Raw genomic sequence first — 15,563 nt, 5'->3', positions numbered from 1 at the left:
CTCTGGCAACCCCATTTCATTCATCGACAGGAGATACGCCCATGCAGGGACAAATGCAAAGCCAGCCATTGCTGATTTCGTCGCTCATCGTCCACGCCGAGCGCCATCACGGGAGCACGGAAATCGTCTCGCGCCGGGTCGAGGGTGACATCCATCGCGCGACCTGGCGCAGCGTATCCCGCCGCTCGCGCCAGATTGCCAATGCGCTGGATGCCTTGCACCTGGGGTTTGGTGAACGCGTGGGCACGCTGGCCTGGAATGGTTACCGCCACCTGGAGCTGTACTTCGGCGTCAGTGGCTCGGGGCGCGTGCTGCACACCCTGAACCCGCGCCTGCACCCGGAACAACTGGTGTGGATCATCAACCACGCCGACGACCGCGCGCTGTGCTTTGACATGACGTTCCTGCCGCTGGTGCAGGCGGTCTGGAGCAAATGCCCGGGCGTCAAGCACTGGGTTGCCTTGTGCGACGCCGATGCGCTGCCCGCCGACAGCGGCATCCCGGGGCTGCAGAGCTACGAGACCTGGATCGGGGCCTACGGCGACACCTACATCTGGCCCGAGTTCGACGAGAACACCGCCTCGAGCATGTGCTACACCAGCGGCACCACCGGCAACCCGAAGGGGGCCGTGTATTCGCACCGCTCCACCGTGCTGCACGCCTACGGTGCGGCGCTGCCCGACGCGCTGGGCTGCTCGGCGCGCGATGCCGTGCTGCCGGTGGTGCCCATGTTCCATGTCAATGCCTGGGGCCTGCCGTATTCGGCGGCGGCGGTGGGCTGCAAGCTGGTGTTCCCGGGCCCGGCGCTGGACGGCAAATCGGTCTACGACCTGATCGAGGGCGAGCAGGTGACCATGGCCGCCGGCGTCCCCACGGTGTGGCAGATGCTGCTGGGCCACGTGCAGTCCAACCAGTTGACGTTCTCCTCGCTCAAGCGCACGGTGATCGGCGGCGCGGCCTGCCCGCCGGCCATGATCTCGGCCTTCCGCGACGGGTGCGGTGTCGAGGTTCTGCACGCCTGGGGCATGACCGAGATGTCGCCGCTGGGCACGGTGTGCACGCTCAAGAACGCGCAACTGGCCCTGTCCCCGGAGGAACAGAACGGGATCCGGCTCAAGCAGGGGCGCTCGATCTTCGGCGTGGACATGAAGATCGTCGATGGCGAGGGCAAGGAACTGCCCTGGGACGGCAAGACCTTCGGCGACCTGCTGGTGCGCGGCCCGTGGATCATTGCCAGCTACTTCAAGGGCGAGGGCGGCGATCCGCTGCAGTACGACGAGGCCGGCCGGGGCTGGTTCCCGACCGGCGACGTGGCCACCATCGACGCCGACGGCTTCATGCAGATCACCGACCGCAGCAAGGACGTGATCAAGTCCGGCGGCGAATGGATCAGCTCCATCGACATCGAGAACATCGCCATGGCGCACCCGGCGGTGGCGATGGCGGCCTGCATCGGCATGAAGCATCCCAAGTGGGACGAGCGCCCCATCGTGGCGGTGGTCAGGAAGCCCGGCGCCGAACTCACGCGCGAGGCGTTGCTCGCCTTCTATGAGGGCAAGATCGCCAAGTGGCAGATTCCCGACGATGTGGTGTTCGTCGACGCCATTCCGCTGGGGGCCACCGGCAAGATGCAGAAGATGACCCTGCGCCAGCAACTGGCCGACTACCGGCTGCCGGGCATCTGACCGGCGGTACCGGGTGATGGGCGGCTGGTCGCGTCGCGATGCCCTGGCGGGCCTGCTGGCCGCCGGCGGCCATGGACTGCTGGGCGCGGCCGGCGCGGGGCCGGCGGCACCCGCGCTGGTGCGCATGGCCTTCATCGACCCGCTGTCCGGTCCGTCGGCCGACATCGGCCGCAACAGTCTGCGCAGCTGGCAGTACATGGCCCGGCAACTGCCGGGGCCGGATGCCCGGGTGCGTTTCCTGGTCGCCGGCTTCGACAACAAGGGCTCGCCGCAGGAAAGCATCAACGCCCTGAAGGCGGCGATTGACCAGGGCTTTCGCTACGTTGTGCAGGGCAACGGATCGGCGGCGGCCATGGCGCTGTCCTCGGCCATCCAGCGCCACAATGCCCGGTTTCCCGACCGCGCCGTGCTGCTGATCAACTACGCGGCGATGGATCCGGCCCTGACGGCCGAGCGCTGCAGCTACTGGCATTTCCGCATCGACGCCGACACGGCCATGAAGATGCGTGCCCTGACCCGCTACATGGCCGCACAGCCGGGCCTGGAGCGGGTGTTCCTGATCAACCAGGACTACGCGCACGGGAAGCAGTTCGCGCGCTATTTCAAGCAGGAAAGCCTCGCCTTGCCCTGGTCGGTGCAGATCGTCGGTGACGTGTTGCACGCGCCATTCGTGCTGAAGGATTTCACCAGCCATGTCCGCCGGATCCGCGATGCCGGGGCGCAGGCGGTCGTCACCGGCAACTGGGGTGACGACCTGCGACGGCTGCTGATGGCGATGCAGGACGAGGCGCTGTGGCTGCCGGTTTTCGCCTATTACCCGGCCCTGGCCGGCGCGCCGACGGTGCTTGCCGCCTCCGGGGAACGTCTGCCGGTGTACCAGGTGTCCACCAGCCATGGCAGCCGGCCGGAGGAGGTGGAGCGCCTGGCCAGGGGATTTCGCCAGGCCTACGGGGAGGATCTGGTGATCATGGCGGCCTATGACGGCATCCAGATGCTGCTGCACGCCATGGCGCAGACGGGCTCGACCGACTCCGCGGTGGTGGCGGCGCGGCTGGAGGGCATGATCTTCCGCGGCTTCGATGGTCCGGTGGCGATGCGGGCGGTCGACCACCAGCTCCAGAAGGGCGTTTACATATCGCGCTGGCAGAAGGTCGGGGGCAGCGGTGCCGAAGGGACCGGCTACGCGTTCGTCCCCGTGCAGCACCTGCCCGCCGCCGCGCTGACATCGGCACCCGGTTGCCAGATGGAGCGGCCCTGACCCGGTGACCGCTACCGATGTGCGAGCGCCAGTCGCCTGTGTGATATGTGCTAGGGCATTCCCTGAGGGCAGGCTCACGTGTGCGGGGTACCCTGACACTTTCGCCACACAGGAGACATGTACCATGCGCCTTGCTTTGAAAACCATCGCCGTCGCCTCCCTGGCGATGAGCCTGTCGGCTGCCTATGCGCAAAAGGGTGAAACGGTCAAGATCGCGCTGATTGATCCGCAGACCGGCCTGATGGGGCCGCTGGGCCAGAACCAGATGCGCAGCTGGCAGTTTTTTGCCGACGAGTTCAGCAAAAACAACCCCGCCGGGGTGAAGTTCGAGCTGGTTGCCTTCGACAACAAGCTCAGCCCGGCCGAAAGCCTGACCGCCTTCAATGCCGCGCTCGACCAGGGCGTGCGTTACTTCGCCCAGGGCAACGGATCGTCGGTGGCGGGCGCGCTGATCGACGCCATCAACAAGCACAACGCGCGCAACCCGGGCAAGGAAGTGCTGTTCCTGAATTACGCTGCGGTGGACCCGGATTTCACCAACAGCAAGTGCAGCTACTGGCACTTCCGCTTCGATGCCGACACCTCGATGAAGATCGAGGCCATGACCACCTTCATGAAGGACCAGAAGGACGTCAAGAAGGTCTACCTGCTCAACCAGAACTACTCGCATGGCCACCAGGTGGCCAAGTTCGCCAAGGAAGCGCTGGCCCGTAAGCGCCCTGACGTGCAGATCGCCGGTGAAGACCTGCACCCCCTGGCCCAGGTGCGCGATTTCGCTCCCTACATTGCCAAGATCAAGGCATCGGGTGCCGACACCGTGATCACCGGCAACTGGGGGTCGGACCTGGCGCTGCTGATCAAGGCGGCCAACGAGGGCGGCTACGAGGGCAAGTTCTACACCTACTACACCGGTGTGACCGGTACCCCCACCGCGCTCGGTACCGGTGGAGCCGGTCGCGTGTACCAGGTGGCCTACTCGCACTACAACATGGGCGGCCAGATGGGCAAGTGGATGGCCGATTTCAAGGCCAAGTACAACGACGACATGTTCACCGGCGCGGTTCCCTCGGCCTACAACGTGCTGACGCAAGCCATGGCCAAGGCCAAGTCCACCGATCCGGTCAAGGTCGCCGCGGCCATGGAAGGCCTGAAGGTCAACAACTACAACGGCGAGGTCGAGATGCGCAAGACCGACCACCAGTTGCAGCAGGTGCTGTACCTGACGGTCTGGCAGAAGGCCGATGCCAAGTATCCCTACAGCCCCGAAAATACGGGCATGACACTGGCGCCGGTGAAGGAGTTCCCCTCCTACGTCTCCAGCACCCCGACCAGTTGCCAGATGAAGCGCCCGGGCTGAGGTGCGGGTATCGAGGGGCGGGTGCGTCCTGCCCTGCGGATGACATCGTTCCCCGGCACGGTGTCATTTTTTTTGCCGAAGGCTGGTTCGCCAGCCAGGGAAAGGTCGGTTCATGGAGTTTTTCATCATCTCCATGCTCAACGGCGTCAGCTACGGACTGCTGCTGTTCATGTTGAGCTCGGGGCTGACCCTCATCTTCAGCATGATGGGGGTCCTCAATTTCGCCCATGCCAGCTTCTATATGGTGGGGGCCTATGTCGGTTACACGGTGTCGAAGCACATCGGGTTCTGGCCCGCGCTGGTGGTGGCACCGCTGGTGGTGGGGGCGCTGGGAGCTCTGTTCGAGCGGCTGACGCTGCGCAAGGTCCACAAGTTCGGCCATGTGCCCGAACTGCTGGTGACGTTCGGCCTGTCCTACATCGTTCTGGAGCTGGTGCAGCTTGTCTGGGGGCGCACGGCGGTGGAGTTTCCGCCGCCGCAGGCGCTGCGCGGCCCGGCGTTCACGCTGGTGCACCACGCCAATGACTCGCTCGAGCTGGTCTGGGGCGCCGCGCAGGCAGCCTGCGGTGCCGAGGGGGTGCTGTGTTCGCCATTTCCGGCCACGCGCGGCTTCATGATGCTGGTGGCGGTGCTGATGCTGGTGGCGCTGTGGCTGCTGCTGACGCGCACCCGGATCGGTCTGGTGATCCAGGCGGCGCTGACGCATCCCGAGATGGTCGAGTCGCTCGGCCACAACGTGCCGCGCGTGTTCATGCTGGTGTTCGGCGCGGGGACGGCGCTGGCGGGGCTGGCCGGGGTGATCGGCGGCAGCACCTTCGTGACCGAGCCGGCCATGGCGGCCACCGTGGGGTCCGTGATCTTCGTGGTGGTGGTGGTCGGCGGCATGGGCTCGCTGCCTGGCGCCTTCCTGGCGTCCCTGCTGATCGGCGTGATCCAGACCTTCGCCGTCGGGCTGGACCACTCGTTCGTGAGCCTCGTGCAGCAGATGGGCGTGCCGCTGTCAGAGGGCCTGGCCAGCAACCCGGTGCTGCGGCTGACGCTGTCGCAGGTGGCGCCGATCCTGCCGTACCTGTTCCTGGTGCTGATCCTGATCTTCCGGCCCAAGGGGCTGCTGGGCACGCGGGAGGGATGACCGCTCATGGCAACGACAACACACTACGAATTCAAACCCTGGAACGTCGGCCGCTGGATCATCTGGTCGCTGTTTGCACTGCTGCTGCTGGTGGCACCCAAGGTCTTCGGCAGCAATCTGGCGGTGACCATGCTGTCGCAGATGGGCATCGCCATCGTCGCCTGCCTGTCCTACAACATCCTGCTGGGGCAGGGGGGCATGCTCAGCTTCGGGCACGCGGTGTACTCGGGCCTGGGCTCGTACATGGCCATCCATGCGCTGAACATGGTGTCCAACGGCGAGCTGCCGGTGCCGGTCAGCCTGATTCCGCTGGTGGGTGGCGTGGCCGGCCTGTTCTTCGCCATGTTGCTGGGGTATGTGACGACCAAGAAGGCCGGTACGCCCTTCGCAATGATCACCCTGGGCCTGGCCGAGCTGGTGTTTGCGATGTCGCTGATGTTCTCGGAGTTCTTCGGTGGCGAGGCCGGGGTGTCGGCCGACCGGATGGCCGGCGAGCCGTTCATGGGCATCACCTACGGGCCGGCGATCCAGGTGTACTACCTGATCGCCGTCTATACCTTTGTCAGCGTGGCGCTGATGTACGCGTTCACCCGCACGCCGCTGGGGCGCATGCTCAATGCCGTGCGCGACAACCCCGAACGTGTCGAGTTCATCGGCTACAACACGCAGATGGTGCGTTACCTGGCGTTCATGATTGCGGGCTTCTTCGCCGGCATCGCGGGCGGGCTGGGCGCCATCAACTTCGAGATCGTCACCGCCGAAGTCGTGGGCACGGTGCGCTCGGGCGGCTACCTGCTGTTCACCTTCCTGGGCGGCGCGACCTTCTTTTTCGGGCCGATCATCGGCGGCGTGCTCATGGTCTTCGCCGCGGTGCTGTTGTCCGAGCTGACCAAGGCCTGGCTGCTGTACCTGGGGCTGATCTTTCTGTTCATGGTGATGTACGCGCCGGGGGGGATCGCCAGCCTGATCATGATGAACCTGCGCGTCGCCGCGTTCGGCCGTCTGCGCGAGATCTGGGTGTCCTACCTGGCCCTGGGCGTGTCGGCGCTGCTGGTGCTGCTCGGCGCCGGGGCCGCGATCGAGATGATCTACCACCTGCAGCTCGATGCGGCCATGGGGGATGTCGTGACCTACCTGGGGGCACCGATGAATGTGCGCTCGGCCAGCAGCTGGTTTGGCGTGGTGTTCGTGACCCTGACCTGCCTGGGTGTGTTCGAGCTGGCACGCCGGCAGTTCATGGTCCAGTGGTCGGATATCCAGGCCGACATCGAGAAGGAAATCAAGCGCAGGGAGACGCAATGACGGCAGCAACCGCATTCCGCACGGCCCCGGTGGCCGATGGGCAGACCACCGTCCCGGACGCCCAGGGCAGGCTCGCGCTGGAGCTGCGCGACCTGCGCAAGAGCTTCGGCAAGACGGAGATCATCCGCGGCGTCAACCTGGCGGTGCGCGCGGGCGAGCGGGTGGCGATCATCGGACCCAATGGCGCCGGCAAGTCGACCCTGTTCAACCTGATTTCGGGCCGCTTCGCACCCAGCAGCGGCGAGGTCGTTCTCAACGGTACCCGCATCGACGGAAAGAAGCCCTACGAGATCAACCGCCTGGGGCTCTCGCGCAGTTTCCAGATCACCAACATCTTTCCCAAGCTCAGCGTGTTCGAGAACCTGCGCTGCGGTGTGCTCTGGAGCCTGGGCTACCGCTACACGCTGTTCCGTTTTCTGGCCGGCATGGACGATGTCAACGAACGGGCCGATGAACTGCTGAGCATGATCCGGCTGGAGAAAAAGCGCGACACGCTGGCCATGAACCTGACCTACGCCGAGCAGCGCGCGCTGGAGATCGGCATCACCATCGCCGGTGGTGCCAGCGTGGTCCTGCTGGACGAGCCGACCGCGGGCATGAGCCGGAGCGAGACCGGCCGCTTCATCGACCTGATCCGGGAGGTGACGCAGGGCAAGACGCTGCTGACGGTGGAACACGACATGGGTGTGGTGTTCGGCCTGGCCGACAAGATCGCGGTGGTGGTCTATGGCGAAGTGATCGCCTTCGACACACCCGAGGCCGTGCGGGCCAACCCGAAGGTACAGGAGGCCTACCTGGGGTCGGTGCTGGCCGAGCAGCAGGCGGCCGGGGCAGGGCATTGAGGAGCACCGGCATGCTGAGAATCCACAACCTGCACGCCTATTACGGCAAAAGCCATGTGCTGCATGGTGTCACCTTCGATGTGCGCGAGGGGGAGATCGTCGCCCTGCTCGGGCGCAATGGCTCGGGTCGTTCCACCACCGCCAAGGCGATCATGGGGTTGGTTGACTGCGAGGGCGTGATCGACTGGAAGGGGCGCGACATCCGCGGCCACAAACCCTTCGAGGTGGCGCACCTGGGTATCGGCTATGTGCCCGAAAGCCGGGACATTTTTCCCAAGCTCACGGTGCACCAGAACCTGATGCTGGGACAGAAGGGCCGGGGCAAGGCCTCGCGCTGGGGTTTCGACGACATGTACGCGATGTTCCCGCGCCTGAAGGAGCGCCAGCACACCGAGGCCGGGGTGCTCTCCGGCGGTGAGCAGCAGATGCTCACGCTGTGCCGCACGCTGATGGGCGACCCGGACCTGGTCATCATCGACGAACCCACGGAGGGCCTGGCGCCCAAGATCGTCGAGCTGGTGGGTGAGTACCTGCAAAAGCTCAAGGCCCGGGGCATTTCGGTGCTGTTGATCGAGCAGAAGCTGACGATTGCCATGAACATCTCGGACCGGGCGCTGGTCATGGGTCATGGCAGTATCGTGTTCGAGGGCACGCCTGACAGCCTGCGGGCCGACCCCTACATTCGCAAGGAGTGGCTGGAGGTCTGAGCGCTTCTGGCGGCGTTGACCTGTACGTGACAATGGGCGCTTGTCGCCAGGCACATTTTTTCTAAAATCGCACGATCGTTCGTTTTTTCGAACGGTGCCTGCACCGATTCAAACCGAGGAAATTCCATGACCGCTGAGTACCAGGTCCACGGTGACGTGGCCGTCATCACCTTGAACAACCCGCCGGTCAACGGCCTGGGGCTGGACACCCGCCGCGCGATCGTCGCCGGCCTGGAGCAGGCCGAGGAGGACCCGGCCGTCAAGGCCATCGTGCTGACCGGTTCCGGCAAGGCGTTTTCCGGTGGCGCCGATATCCGCGAATTCGGCACGCCCAAGTCGATCCAGGAGCCCAACCTGCTGTCGGTCATTGCCCGGGTGGAAAAGACCACCAAGCCGGTGGTGGCCGCCGTGCACAGTGTGGCCATGGGCGGCGGCCTGGAGCTGGCGCTGGGCGCTCACTACCGCATTGCCGCGCCGGGCGCCAGCATCGCGCTGCCCGAGGTCAAGCTGGGGCTGATCCCCGGTGCCGGCGGCACGCAGCGCCTGCCGCGCGTGCTGGGTGTCGAGGCCGCGCTGAACATGATCGTCAGCGGCGAGCCGGTCAAGAGCGAGCTGCTGGCGCAACTGCCGGGCCAGAAGCTGTTCGACAGGATGGCCGCATCGGTGGAGTCTTTGCTGGAGGAGGCACAGGCGCTGGCACGCGAAGTGGCCGCCCGGCACGCTGCCGACGGCACGCCCTTCCCGCTGGTGCGCGATCTGCCGTGCCGGCACAAGGATGGCGATGCCTACTTCCAGTTCGCGCGCAACATGGTCAAGGGCATGGCGAAGAACTTCCCGGCGCCCCTCAAGTGCGTGGACGCGGTGGAGGCGGCCACGCGCAGGAAGTTTGCCGAAGGCATGAGCTTCGAGCGCGAGATCTTCATCAACCTGATGTGGACACCGGAGTGCCGCGCGCTGCGCCACCTGTTCACGGCCGAGCGTGCCGCCAGCAAGATTCCCGACGTGCCGGCCGACACGCCCCGGCGCGAGATCCGCCGGGTCGCGGTGATCGGTGCCGGCACCATGGGTGGCGGCATTTCGATGAACTTCCTCAATGCCGGCATCCCGGTCACGATCCTGGAAACCAGCCAGGAGGCGCTGGACCGTGGCATTGGCGTGATGCGCAAGAACTACGAGGCGCAGGTCGGGAAAGGCAAGCTCAAGCAGGACAAGTACGAGCAGCGCATGGCCCTGCTGTCGAGCACACTGAGCTACGACGACATCAAGGACGCCGACCTGGTGATCGAGGCGGTGTTCGAGGAACTGGGCGTCAAGGAAAGCGTGTTCCGCCGGCTCGACGAGGTGATGAAGCCCGGCGCCATCCTGGCGTCCAACACCTCGACGCTGGACCTGAACAAGATCGCTGCCTTCACCCGGCGGCCGCAGGACGTGGTGGGCCTGCACTTCTTCAGTCCTGCCAACGTGATGAAACTGCTGGAGGTCGTGCGCGGCGAGGCCACGGCCAAGGACGTGATGGCCACCGTGATGGCCGTCGCGAAGAAGATCAAGAAGGTGGCCGTGGTCTCCGGTGTGTGCGACGGCTTCATCGGCAACCGCATGATCGAGCAGTACTCGCGCCAGGCCGGCTTCCTGCTCGACGAGGGCTGCACGCCCGAGCAGGTGGACAAGGCGATCGAGAAGTTCGGTTTCGCCATGGGGCCGTTCCGCATGGGCGACCTGGCCGGCAACGACATCGGCTGGGCGATCCGCAAGCGCCGTTATCAGGAATACCCGGAACTCAAGTACAGCAAGACCGCCGACCTGCTGTGCGAGCAGGGGCGCTTCGGCCAGAAGGTCGGCAAGGGCTGGTACGACTACGTGCCGGGCAAGCGCGACGCCATTCCGAATGCCGAGGTGGTGCAGATGATCGAGGCGCACCGCCAGGCGCTGGGCATCACGCCGCGCAAGATCTCCGACGAGGAGATCGTGCAGCGCCTGGTGTTCAGTCTGGTCAACGAGGCCGCCCACATCCTGGAGGAGGGCATAGCCAACAAGGCCAGCGACATCGACGTGGTCTACATCTTCGGCTACGGCTTCCCGGTGCACCGCGGTGGCCCGCTGAACTATGCGAACGAGGTGGGGCTGTTCAACGTGGTGCAGGCCATGAAGCGCTTCCAGCGCAACCCGCTGGACGATGCGCCGTTCTGGGAGCCCGCGCCGCTGCTGGCCCGCCTCGCGGCCGAAGGCCAGACCTTCTGATCGATGACCGCACGCACCAAGATTTGAGGAACCCATCATGACCAACGCCGTCATCGTTTCCACCGCCCGCACGCCCCTGGCCAAGAGCTGGAAGGGCGCCTTCAACATGACCCATGGCGCCACGCTGGGCGGCCATGTGGTCCAGCATGCCGTGCAGCGCGCCGGCATCGACCCGGCCGAGGTCGAGGACGTGATCATGGGTTGCGCCAACCCGGAGGGCGCGACTGGCGCCAACATCGCGCGCCAGATCGCGCTCAAGGCCGGTTTGCCCATCACCGTCTCGGGCATGACCGTCAACCGCTTCTGCTCATCGGGTCTGCAGACCATTGCGCTGGCCTCGCAGCGCATCATCGCCGGCGAAGGCGAGGTGTTCGTGGCCGGCGGCGTGGAAAGCATCTCGTGCGTGCAGCAGGAGATGAACCAGCACATGCTCAAGGACCTCGCGCTGGAAAAGCAGAAACCCGCGATCTACTGGAACATGCTGCAGACCGCCGAGCAGGTGGCCCAGCGCTACCGCATCGGCCGCGACGCCATGGACGAGTACGGCGCCGCGAGCCAGCAAAAGGCCACGGCGGCGCTCGAGGCCGGCCTGTTCAAGGACGAGATCGCGCCCATCACCGTGACCGCCGGCGTGGCGGACAAGCACCTGGGTCTGATCACCAGACAGGTGACGGTCGAGCACGACGAGGGCATCCGCCCGGGCACCACCTTCGAGACCATCCACGGCCTGCGCTCGGCGCTGCCGGGCGGCCTGGTCTCGGCCGGCAACGCCAGCCAGTTCAGCGACGGCGCGGGCGCCTGCGTGGTGGTGAGCGAGGACTACGCCAGCCGCAAGGGTCTCAAGCCCCTGGGCCGCTTCCTGGGCTTCGCCGTCGCCGGCTGCGAGCCCGACGAAATGGGCATCGGCCCGGTGTTCGCCGTGCCCAAGGTGCTGGCGCGCCTGGGCCTGAAGATGGATGACATCGACCTGTGGGAGCTGAACGAAGCCTTCGCGGTGCAGGTGATCTACTGCCGCGACAAGCTGGGTATTCCGGGCGACCGCCTGAACGTCAACGGAGGGGCCATCGCCGTTGGACATCCCTACGGTGTCTCGGGCCAGCGCCTGACGGGCCATGCGCTCATCGAAGGCAAACGCCGCGGTGCCAGGCGCGTGTGCGTGACGATGTGCATCGGCGGCGGCATGGGCGCCGCCGGGGTCTTCGAGGTGCTGTAAGCGCGGCGGCCACCAGCAGTCCTTCACCGGAATGCCCCGCCCGGACCGTCAGGTCGGCGCGGGGCGTTCTGTTTTTGCCGGACCGGATCAGTGTGCGGTGCGCGGGTGCCGCTTGAACAGCACGGCCACCACGATGCAGGCCAGCACCACGCTGCTGCAGAAGCAGCCCAGCGCCACGTTCATGCCCCAGCGGTCGGCGATCCAGCCGATGCCGAGCATGGGCAGCATGGATCCCAGATAGCCGACGACGAGGTAGGTGGACAGCAGGCCCGAGCGGTTGTGGTCGGAGGCGACCTTGTTGATCATGGTCATGCCCGAGAGCATGGTCAGGGCGTGACCGAGCGCGGTGAGCAGCACGCCGGCAAAGAACAGCGTGGACGAGGTGGCCACCAGGTTGACCATCAGCAGCGCGTTGCTCGCGGCAATTGCCAGCAGGCCGGCAAACCCGCACCAGCGCACCGGCAGGCGGCGCACCATGAGCTGGAAGGTGGCCGACACGAACAGGATCAGGGCCACGGCCGTGCCACTGACCACGGGGCCATGCCAGGGCACCATCTTGTCGAGGAACAGCGGCAGCATCGAGGCGTACAGGCCGAACACGCCGAAGGCCACGAAGGGCATGGCGCACGTCAGCACGAACACGCCGGAGTCGGCGGCGCCGGGCCAGGTGAGCCGGGGAACGATGTCGGCCTTGGCCAGCGGGCGGTGGGCGACGGCGTCATCACCCTGCGGCAGTTGGATCTTGCGCAGGCCAACGATGCCCAGCAGCGCCAGTGCCAGCGAGGGGATGTAGGTGGTGACCAGGGGCCAGGGCACCCACTGGCCCATGATGCCGCCGATCAGCGGTCCGATGCCGAAGCCGAGGGCGATCAGCGTGCTGCTGAGCAGGGCCATGCGGCCGCGCTTCTCGCGCGGCACCACCTGCGTGAAACCCAGCGAGGCGCTGGTGGTGATCATGCTGGACGAGGCACCCACGATGAAACGGCCCACCGTCAGGGACACGGCATTCCACGCCAGCATGGAGATCAGCGTGCCGACCCAGGCCGCCGCGAGCGCCCACACCATGGTGGGCCGGAAACCCAGCAGGTCCGGCAGGCGGCCGAAGAACAGCAGGGCGCTCAACGCGCCAGCCATGTAGATCACATAGATCAGCGACACCTCGATCGTCTGCAGCTGCCATGCCTCCCGGTACAGCCCGTACAGCGGGCTGATGAGCGCCGTGCCCATCACACCCACGGTCATGGCAAAGCTCAGCAGGGCGAGGGAGCGGAAACTGGACGACATGGCTAGCGGTCAATCTGCGCAGGTGCAGACGGTGCGGGGGAAGGGGGAGAAAGGAAGAGGAGGGGGTCGGGCCTGACTGGGGGGATGCGGTCAGCCCATGGCCTGGAAGCGTTGCGAGATCTTCTGCAGCGCCCGCTGGGTGGCGGCGAACTCCTCGGGCGTCAGGTCCGCCAGGATCGTGCGTTCGATGTCCAGGCTTTTCGCCAGGATGCTGGTGACCGTGGCATGCCCCTGCGGCGTGAGCGCGATGAGCTTGCCGCGTCGGTCCTGCGGGTCCTGCTGCCAGTCGACCAGACCACTCTTGCGCAGGTAAGCGAGCACGCGCACGAGCGAGCTGGTATCCAGGTACAGCGCATGGGCGAGGTCCTTCTGGCGCATGGGTTCGCCGTGGTCGTACAGCGCGATCAGCGGTGAACGGGTGGCATCACTCAGACCTTCGTCCTTGAAGGCCATGTCGATCTGCCGGCGCCACTGGCGGTACACGCTGCCCACCAGCAGGCCGAAGCGCGTGCGGCGGTGCTGGGGGGCAGAGGCGGTGGTGGTCATGGTCGGGATTGGCGGGACAGGTCCGGTATTGTGCGCAGGCAGCGGCAAGTTGTTTGCATGCAAACCAATTGACCCGCGGCCTGTCCCGGGTATCCGCACCGGAAAGGTGCGGCGGTCGTCGCCCAAAGGACAGGCGGGCACGCGCGCGCGCTTTGATAATTTGCGGCATGTCCACATCCCTGCGCTCCACCCTCGACTTCCTGCTCCACGACTGGCTCCGGGCCGAGGCACTCGCCGCGCGCGAACGCTACGCCGACCACTCGCGCGAGACCTTTGGCGCGGTGCTGGACACCTGCGAGCGCATCGCACGTGAAAAATTCGCGCCCTTCAACCGTCTCGTGGACACCCAGGAGCCGCAGTTCGACGGCGAGAAGGTGATCCTGCCGCAAGCGACGCACGACGCCCGCCGGGCCTACGCCGAGTCGGGCATGCTCAGCGCGGCGCAGGACTATGACATGGGTGGCATGCAGTTGCCGTTCGTGGTCGAGTCCGCGGCCAACAGTTTCTTTGCCAAGGCCTCGGTCAGCATCGGCGCCAACCTGCTGACCACGGGCAATGCCAACCTGCTGATGGCACATGGCACCGAACGGCAGCGGCAGGTGTTCGCGCGCAACGAATACAACGGGCGTTTCACCGGGACCATGTGCCTGTCCGAACCGCAGGCCGGCTCCAGCCTGAGCGATGTGGCCACGCGGGCCGTGCCCGACGGGGATGGATCGGCCGACGACCCGCTCGGTCCACGCTACCGGCTGCACGGCCACAAGATGTGGATCTCCTCGGGCGACCACGAGATGGCCGAGAACATCGTGCACCTGGTGCTGGCCAAGATCCCGGATGCCGACGGCAGGCTGGTGCCGGGCGTCAGGGGCATATCGCTGTTCATCGTGCCCAAGCACCTGGTGGACACCGAGGGCCGGCTCACCGGCGAGCGCAACGACGTGGCGCTGGCGGGCCTGAACCACAAGCTGGGCTGGCGCGGCACCACCAACACGCTGCTCAACTTCGGTGAGGGCCGCTACCCGGTGCGCGGCGGTGCCGGCGCCATCGGTTACCTCGTGGGGCGCCCGGGCGACGGCCTGCGCTGCATGTTCCACATGATGAACGAGGCGCGCATCGCCATCGGCATGGCGGCGACGATGCTCGGCTATGCCGGGTTCGAGGCCAGCCTCGACTATGCGAAGAACCGCCCGCAGGGCCGCCCGCTCGGTATGGGCGGCAAGGACGCGGGTGCGCCGCCCGTGCGCATCATCGAGCACGCCGACGTCAAACGCATGCTGCTGGCGCAGAAGAGCTACTGCGAGGGCGCCCTGGCGCTGGGCCTGTACGGTGCCCTGCTGGTGGACGAGCAGCGCACGGGCACGCCCGAGGCGGCCGATGAGGCGCGGCTGCTGCTGGAGGTGCTCACCCCCGTCATCAAGAGCTGGCCCAGCGAGTTCTGCCTGGAGGCCAATTCGCTGGCGATCCAGATCCACGGCGGTTATGGTTACACGCGCGACTTTCCGGTCGAGCAGTACTGGCGCGACAACCGGCTGAACATGATCCACGAGGGCACGCACGGTATCCAGGCGATGGACCTGCTGGGCCGCAAGGTGGTGATGGAGGGCGGCCGCGGACTGCAGTTGCTGGCCGGCCGCATCCACCGCACCATCGAGCGCGCCATCCAGGTGCCCGAGCTGGCCGCCTGCGCCAACGCGCTCGGGCAGGCCTTGCAGGACGTGGGCGCCGCGACCCAGGCGGCCTGGGCCACCGGCGATCCGCAGGCGGCGCTGGCCAATGCCGTACCCTACATGCAGGCCTTCGGCCACACCGTGCTGGCCTGGATCTGGCTCGACGTGGCGCTGGCGGCCATCGCGCTGCCGGCGTCGCCCGCGCGCCAGGGACGGCTGGCGGCCGCGCGCTACTTCTTCCACTATGAGTTGCCACGCATCGGCGCCTGGCTCAAGGTGGTGCGCGAGCGCGACCTCACCTGCGCCACCCTGCCCGAGAATGCGTTCTGATC

General features: G+C 66.4%; 12 protein-coding genes. 10 read left to right on the top strand and 2 right to left on the bottom strand.

From position 1 onward, the window contains the following. Positions 1-41: 41 nt before the first annotated feature. The 9 genes from PHQ87_RS00420 to PHQ87_RS00380 all read left to right on the top strand — a co-directional run bounded on the left by PHQ87_RS00420 (position 42) and on the right by PHQ87_RS00380 (position 11,734). Positions 42-1,685, top strand: a complete 1,644-nt coding sequence (locus PHQ87_RS00420) for a 3-(methylthio)propionyl-CoA ligase (RefSeq protein WP_300230071.1) — start codon at positions 42-44, stop codon at positions 1,683-1,685. Between the two features lie 16 nt (positions 1,686-1,701). Next, entirely contained in the window at positions 1,702-2,943 is a 1,242-nt protein-coding gene (locus tag PHQ87_RS00415; RefSeq protein WP_300230069.1) for an ABC transporter substrate-binding protein, read from the top strand. 124 nt (positions 2,944-3,067) lie between these two features. Then, entirely contained in the window at positions 3,068-4,300 is a 1,233-nt protein-coding gene (locus PHQ87_RS00410) for a branched-chain amino acid ABC transporter substrate-binding protein (RefSeq protein ID WP_300230067.1), read from the top strand. A 112-nt stretch (positions 4,301-4,412) separates the two neighbouring features. Continuing rightward, a complete protein-coding gene (locus PHQ87_RS00405) occupies positions 4,413-5,432 on the top strand; it encodes a branched-chain amino acid ABC transporter permease (protein WP_300230065.1) in 1,020 nt (339 codons plus the stop codon). Between the two features lie 6 nt (positions 5,433-5,438). Then, entirely contained in the window at positions 5,439-6,734 is a 1,296-nt protein-coding gene (locus tag PHQ87_RS00400) for a branched-chain amino acid ABC transporter permease (RefSeq protein ID WP_300230063.1), read from the top strand. After that, positions 6,731-7,576, top strand: a complete 846-nt coding sequence (locus PHQ87_RS00395) for an ABC transporter ATP-binding protein (RefSeq protein ID WP_300230061.1) — start codon at positions 6,731-6,733, stop codon at positions 7,574-7,576. The genes PHQ87_RS00400 and PHQ87_RS00395 overlap by 4 nt, the downstream gene beginning before the upstream one ends. An 11-nt stretch (positions 7,577-7,587) precedes the next feature. Continuing rightward, entirely contained in the window at positions 7,588-8,283 is a 696-nt protein-coding gene (locus PHQ87_RS00390; RefSeq protein ID WP_300230059.1) for an ABC transporter ATP-binding protein, read from the top strand. Between the two features lie 126 nt (positions 8,284-8,409). After that, positions 8,410-10,521 carry a 3-hydroxyacyl-CoA dehydrogenase NAD-binding domain-containing protein gene (locus PHQ87_RS00385; protein WP_300230057.1) on the top strand — a complete coding sequence of 704 codons (2,112 nt, stop codon included), beginning with the start codon at positions 8,410-8,412 and terminating at the stop codon, positions 10,519-10,521. A gap of 37 nt (positions 10,522-10,558) precedes the next feature. After that, positions 10,559-11,734, top strand: a complete 1,176-nt coding sequence (locus PHQ87_RS00380; protein WP_300230055.1) for an acetyl-CoA C-acyltransferase — start codon at positions 10,559-10,561, stop codon at positions 11,732-11,734. Positions 11,735-11,821: 87 nt separating this feature from the next. On the opposite strand, the gene PHQ87_RS00375 is transcribed toward PHQ87_RS00380, so the two are convergent. Then, positions 11,822-13,018, bottom strand: a complete 1,197-nt coding sequence (locus tag PHQ87_RS00375; RefSeq protein WP_300230053.1) for an MFS transporter — start codon at positions 13,016-13,018, stop codon at positions 11,822-11,824. A gap of 90 nt (positions 13,019-13,108) precedes the next feature. After that, positions 13,109-13,564, bottom strand: coding sequence for a MarR family transcriptional regulator (locus PHQ87_RS00370; protein ID WP_300230051.1), 456 nt, complete (start codon positions 13,562-13,564; stop codon positions 13,109-13,111). Between the two features lie 167 nt (positions 13,565-13,731). Between PHQ87_RS00370 and PHQ87_RS00365 the strand changes: the two genes are divergently transcribed. Then, the gene (locus PHQ87_RS00365) at positions 13,732-15,561 is read left to right on the top strand and encodes an acyl-CoA dehydrogenase (protein ID WP_300230049.1); all 1,830 of its coding nucleotides are present in this window, start codon (positions 13,732-13,734) and stop codon (positions 15,559-15,561) included. Positions 15,562-15,563: the final 2 nt, after the last annotated feature.

Source organism: Hydrogenophaga sp. (assembly GCF_028698005.1).
Classification (GTDB): Bacteria; Pseudomonadota; Gammaproteobacteria; order Burkholderiales; family Burkholderiaceae_C; genus Hydrogenophaga.
Note: the sequence above shows the minus strand (reverse complement) of the source record. Positions and strands in the feature narration are given on the sequence as shown.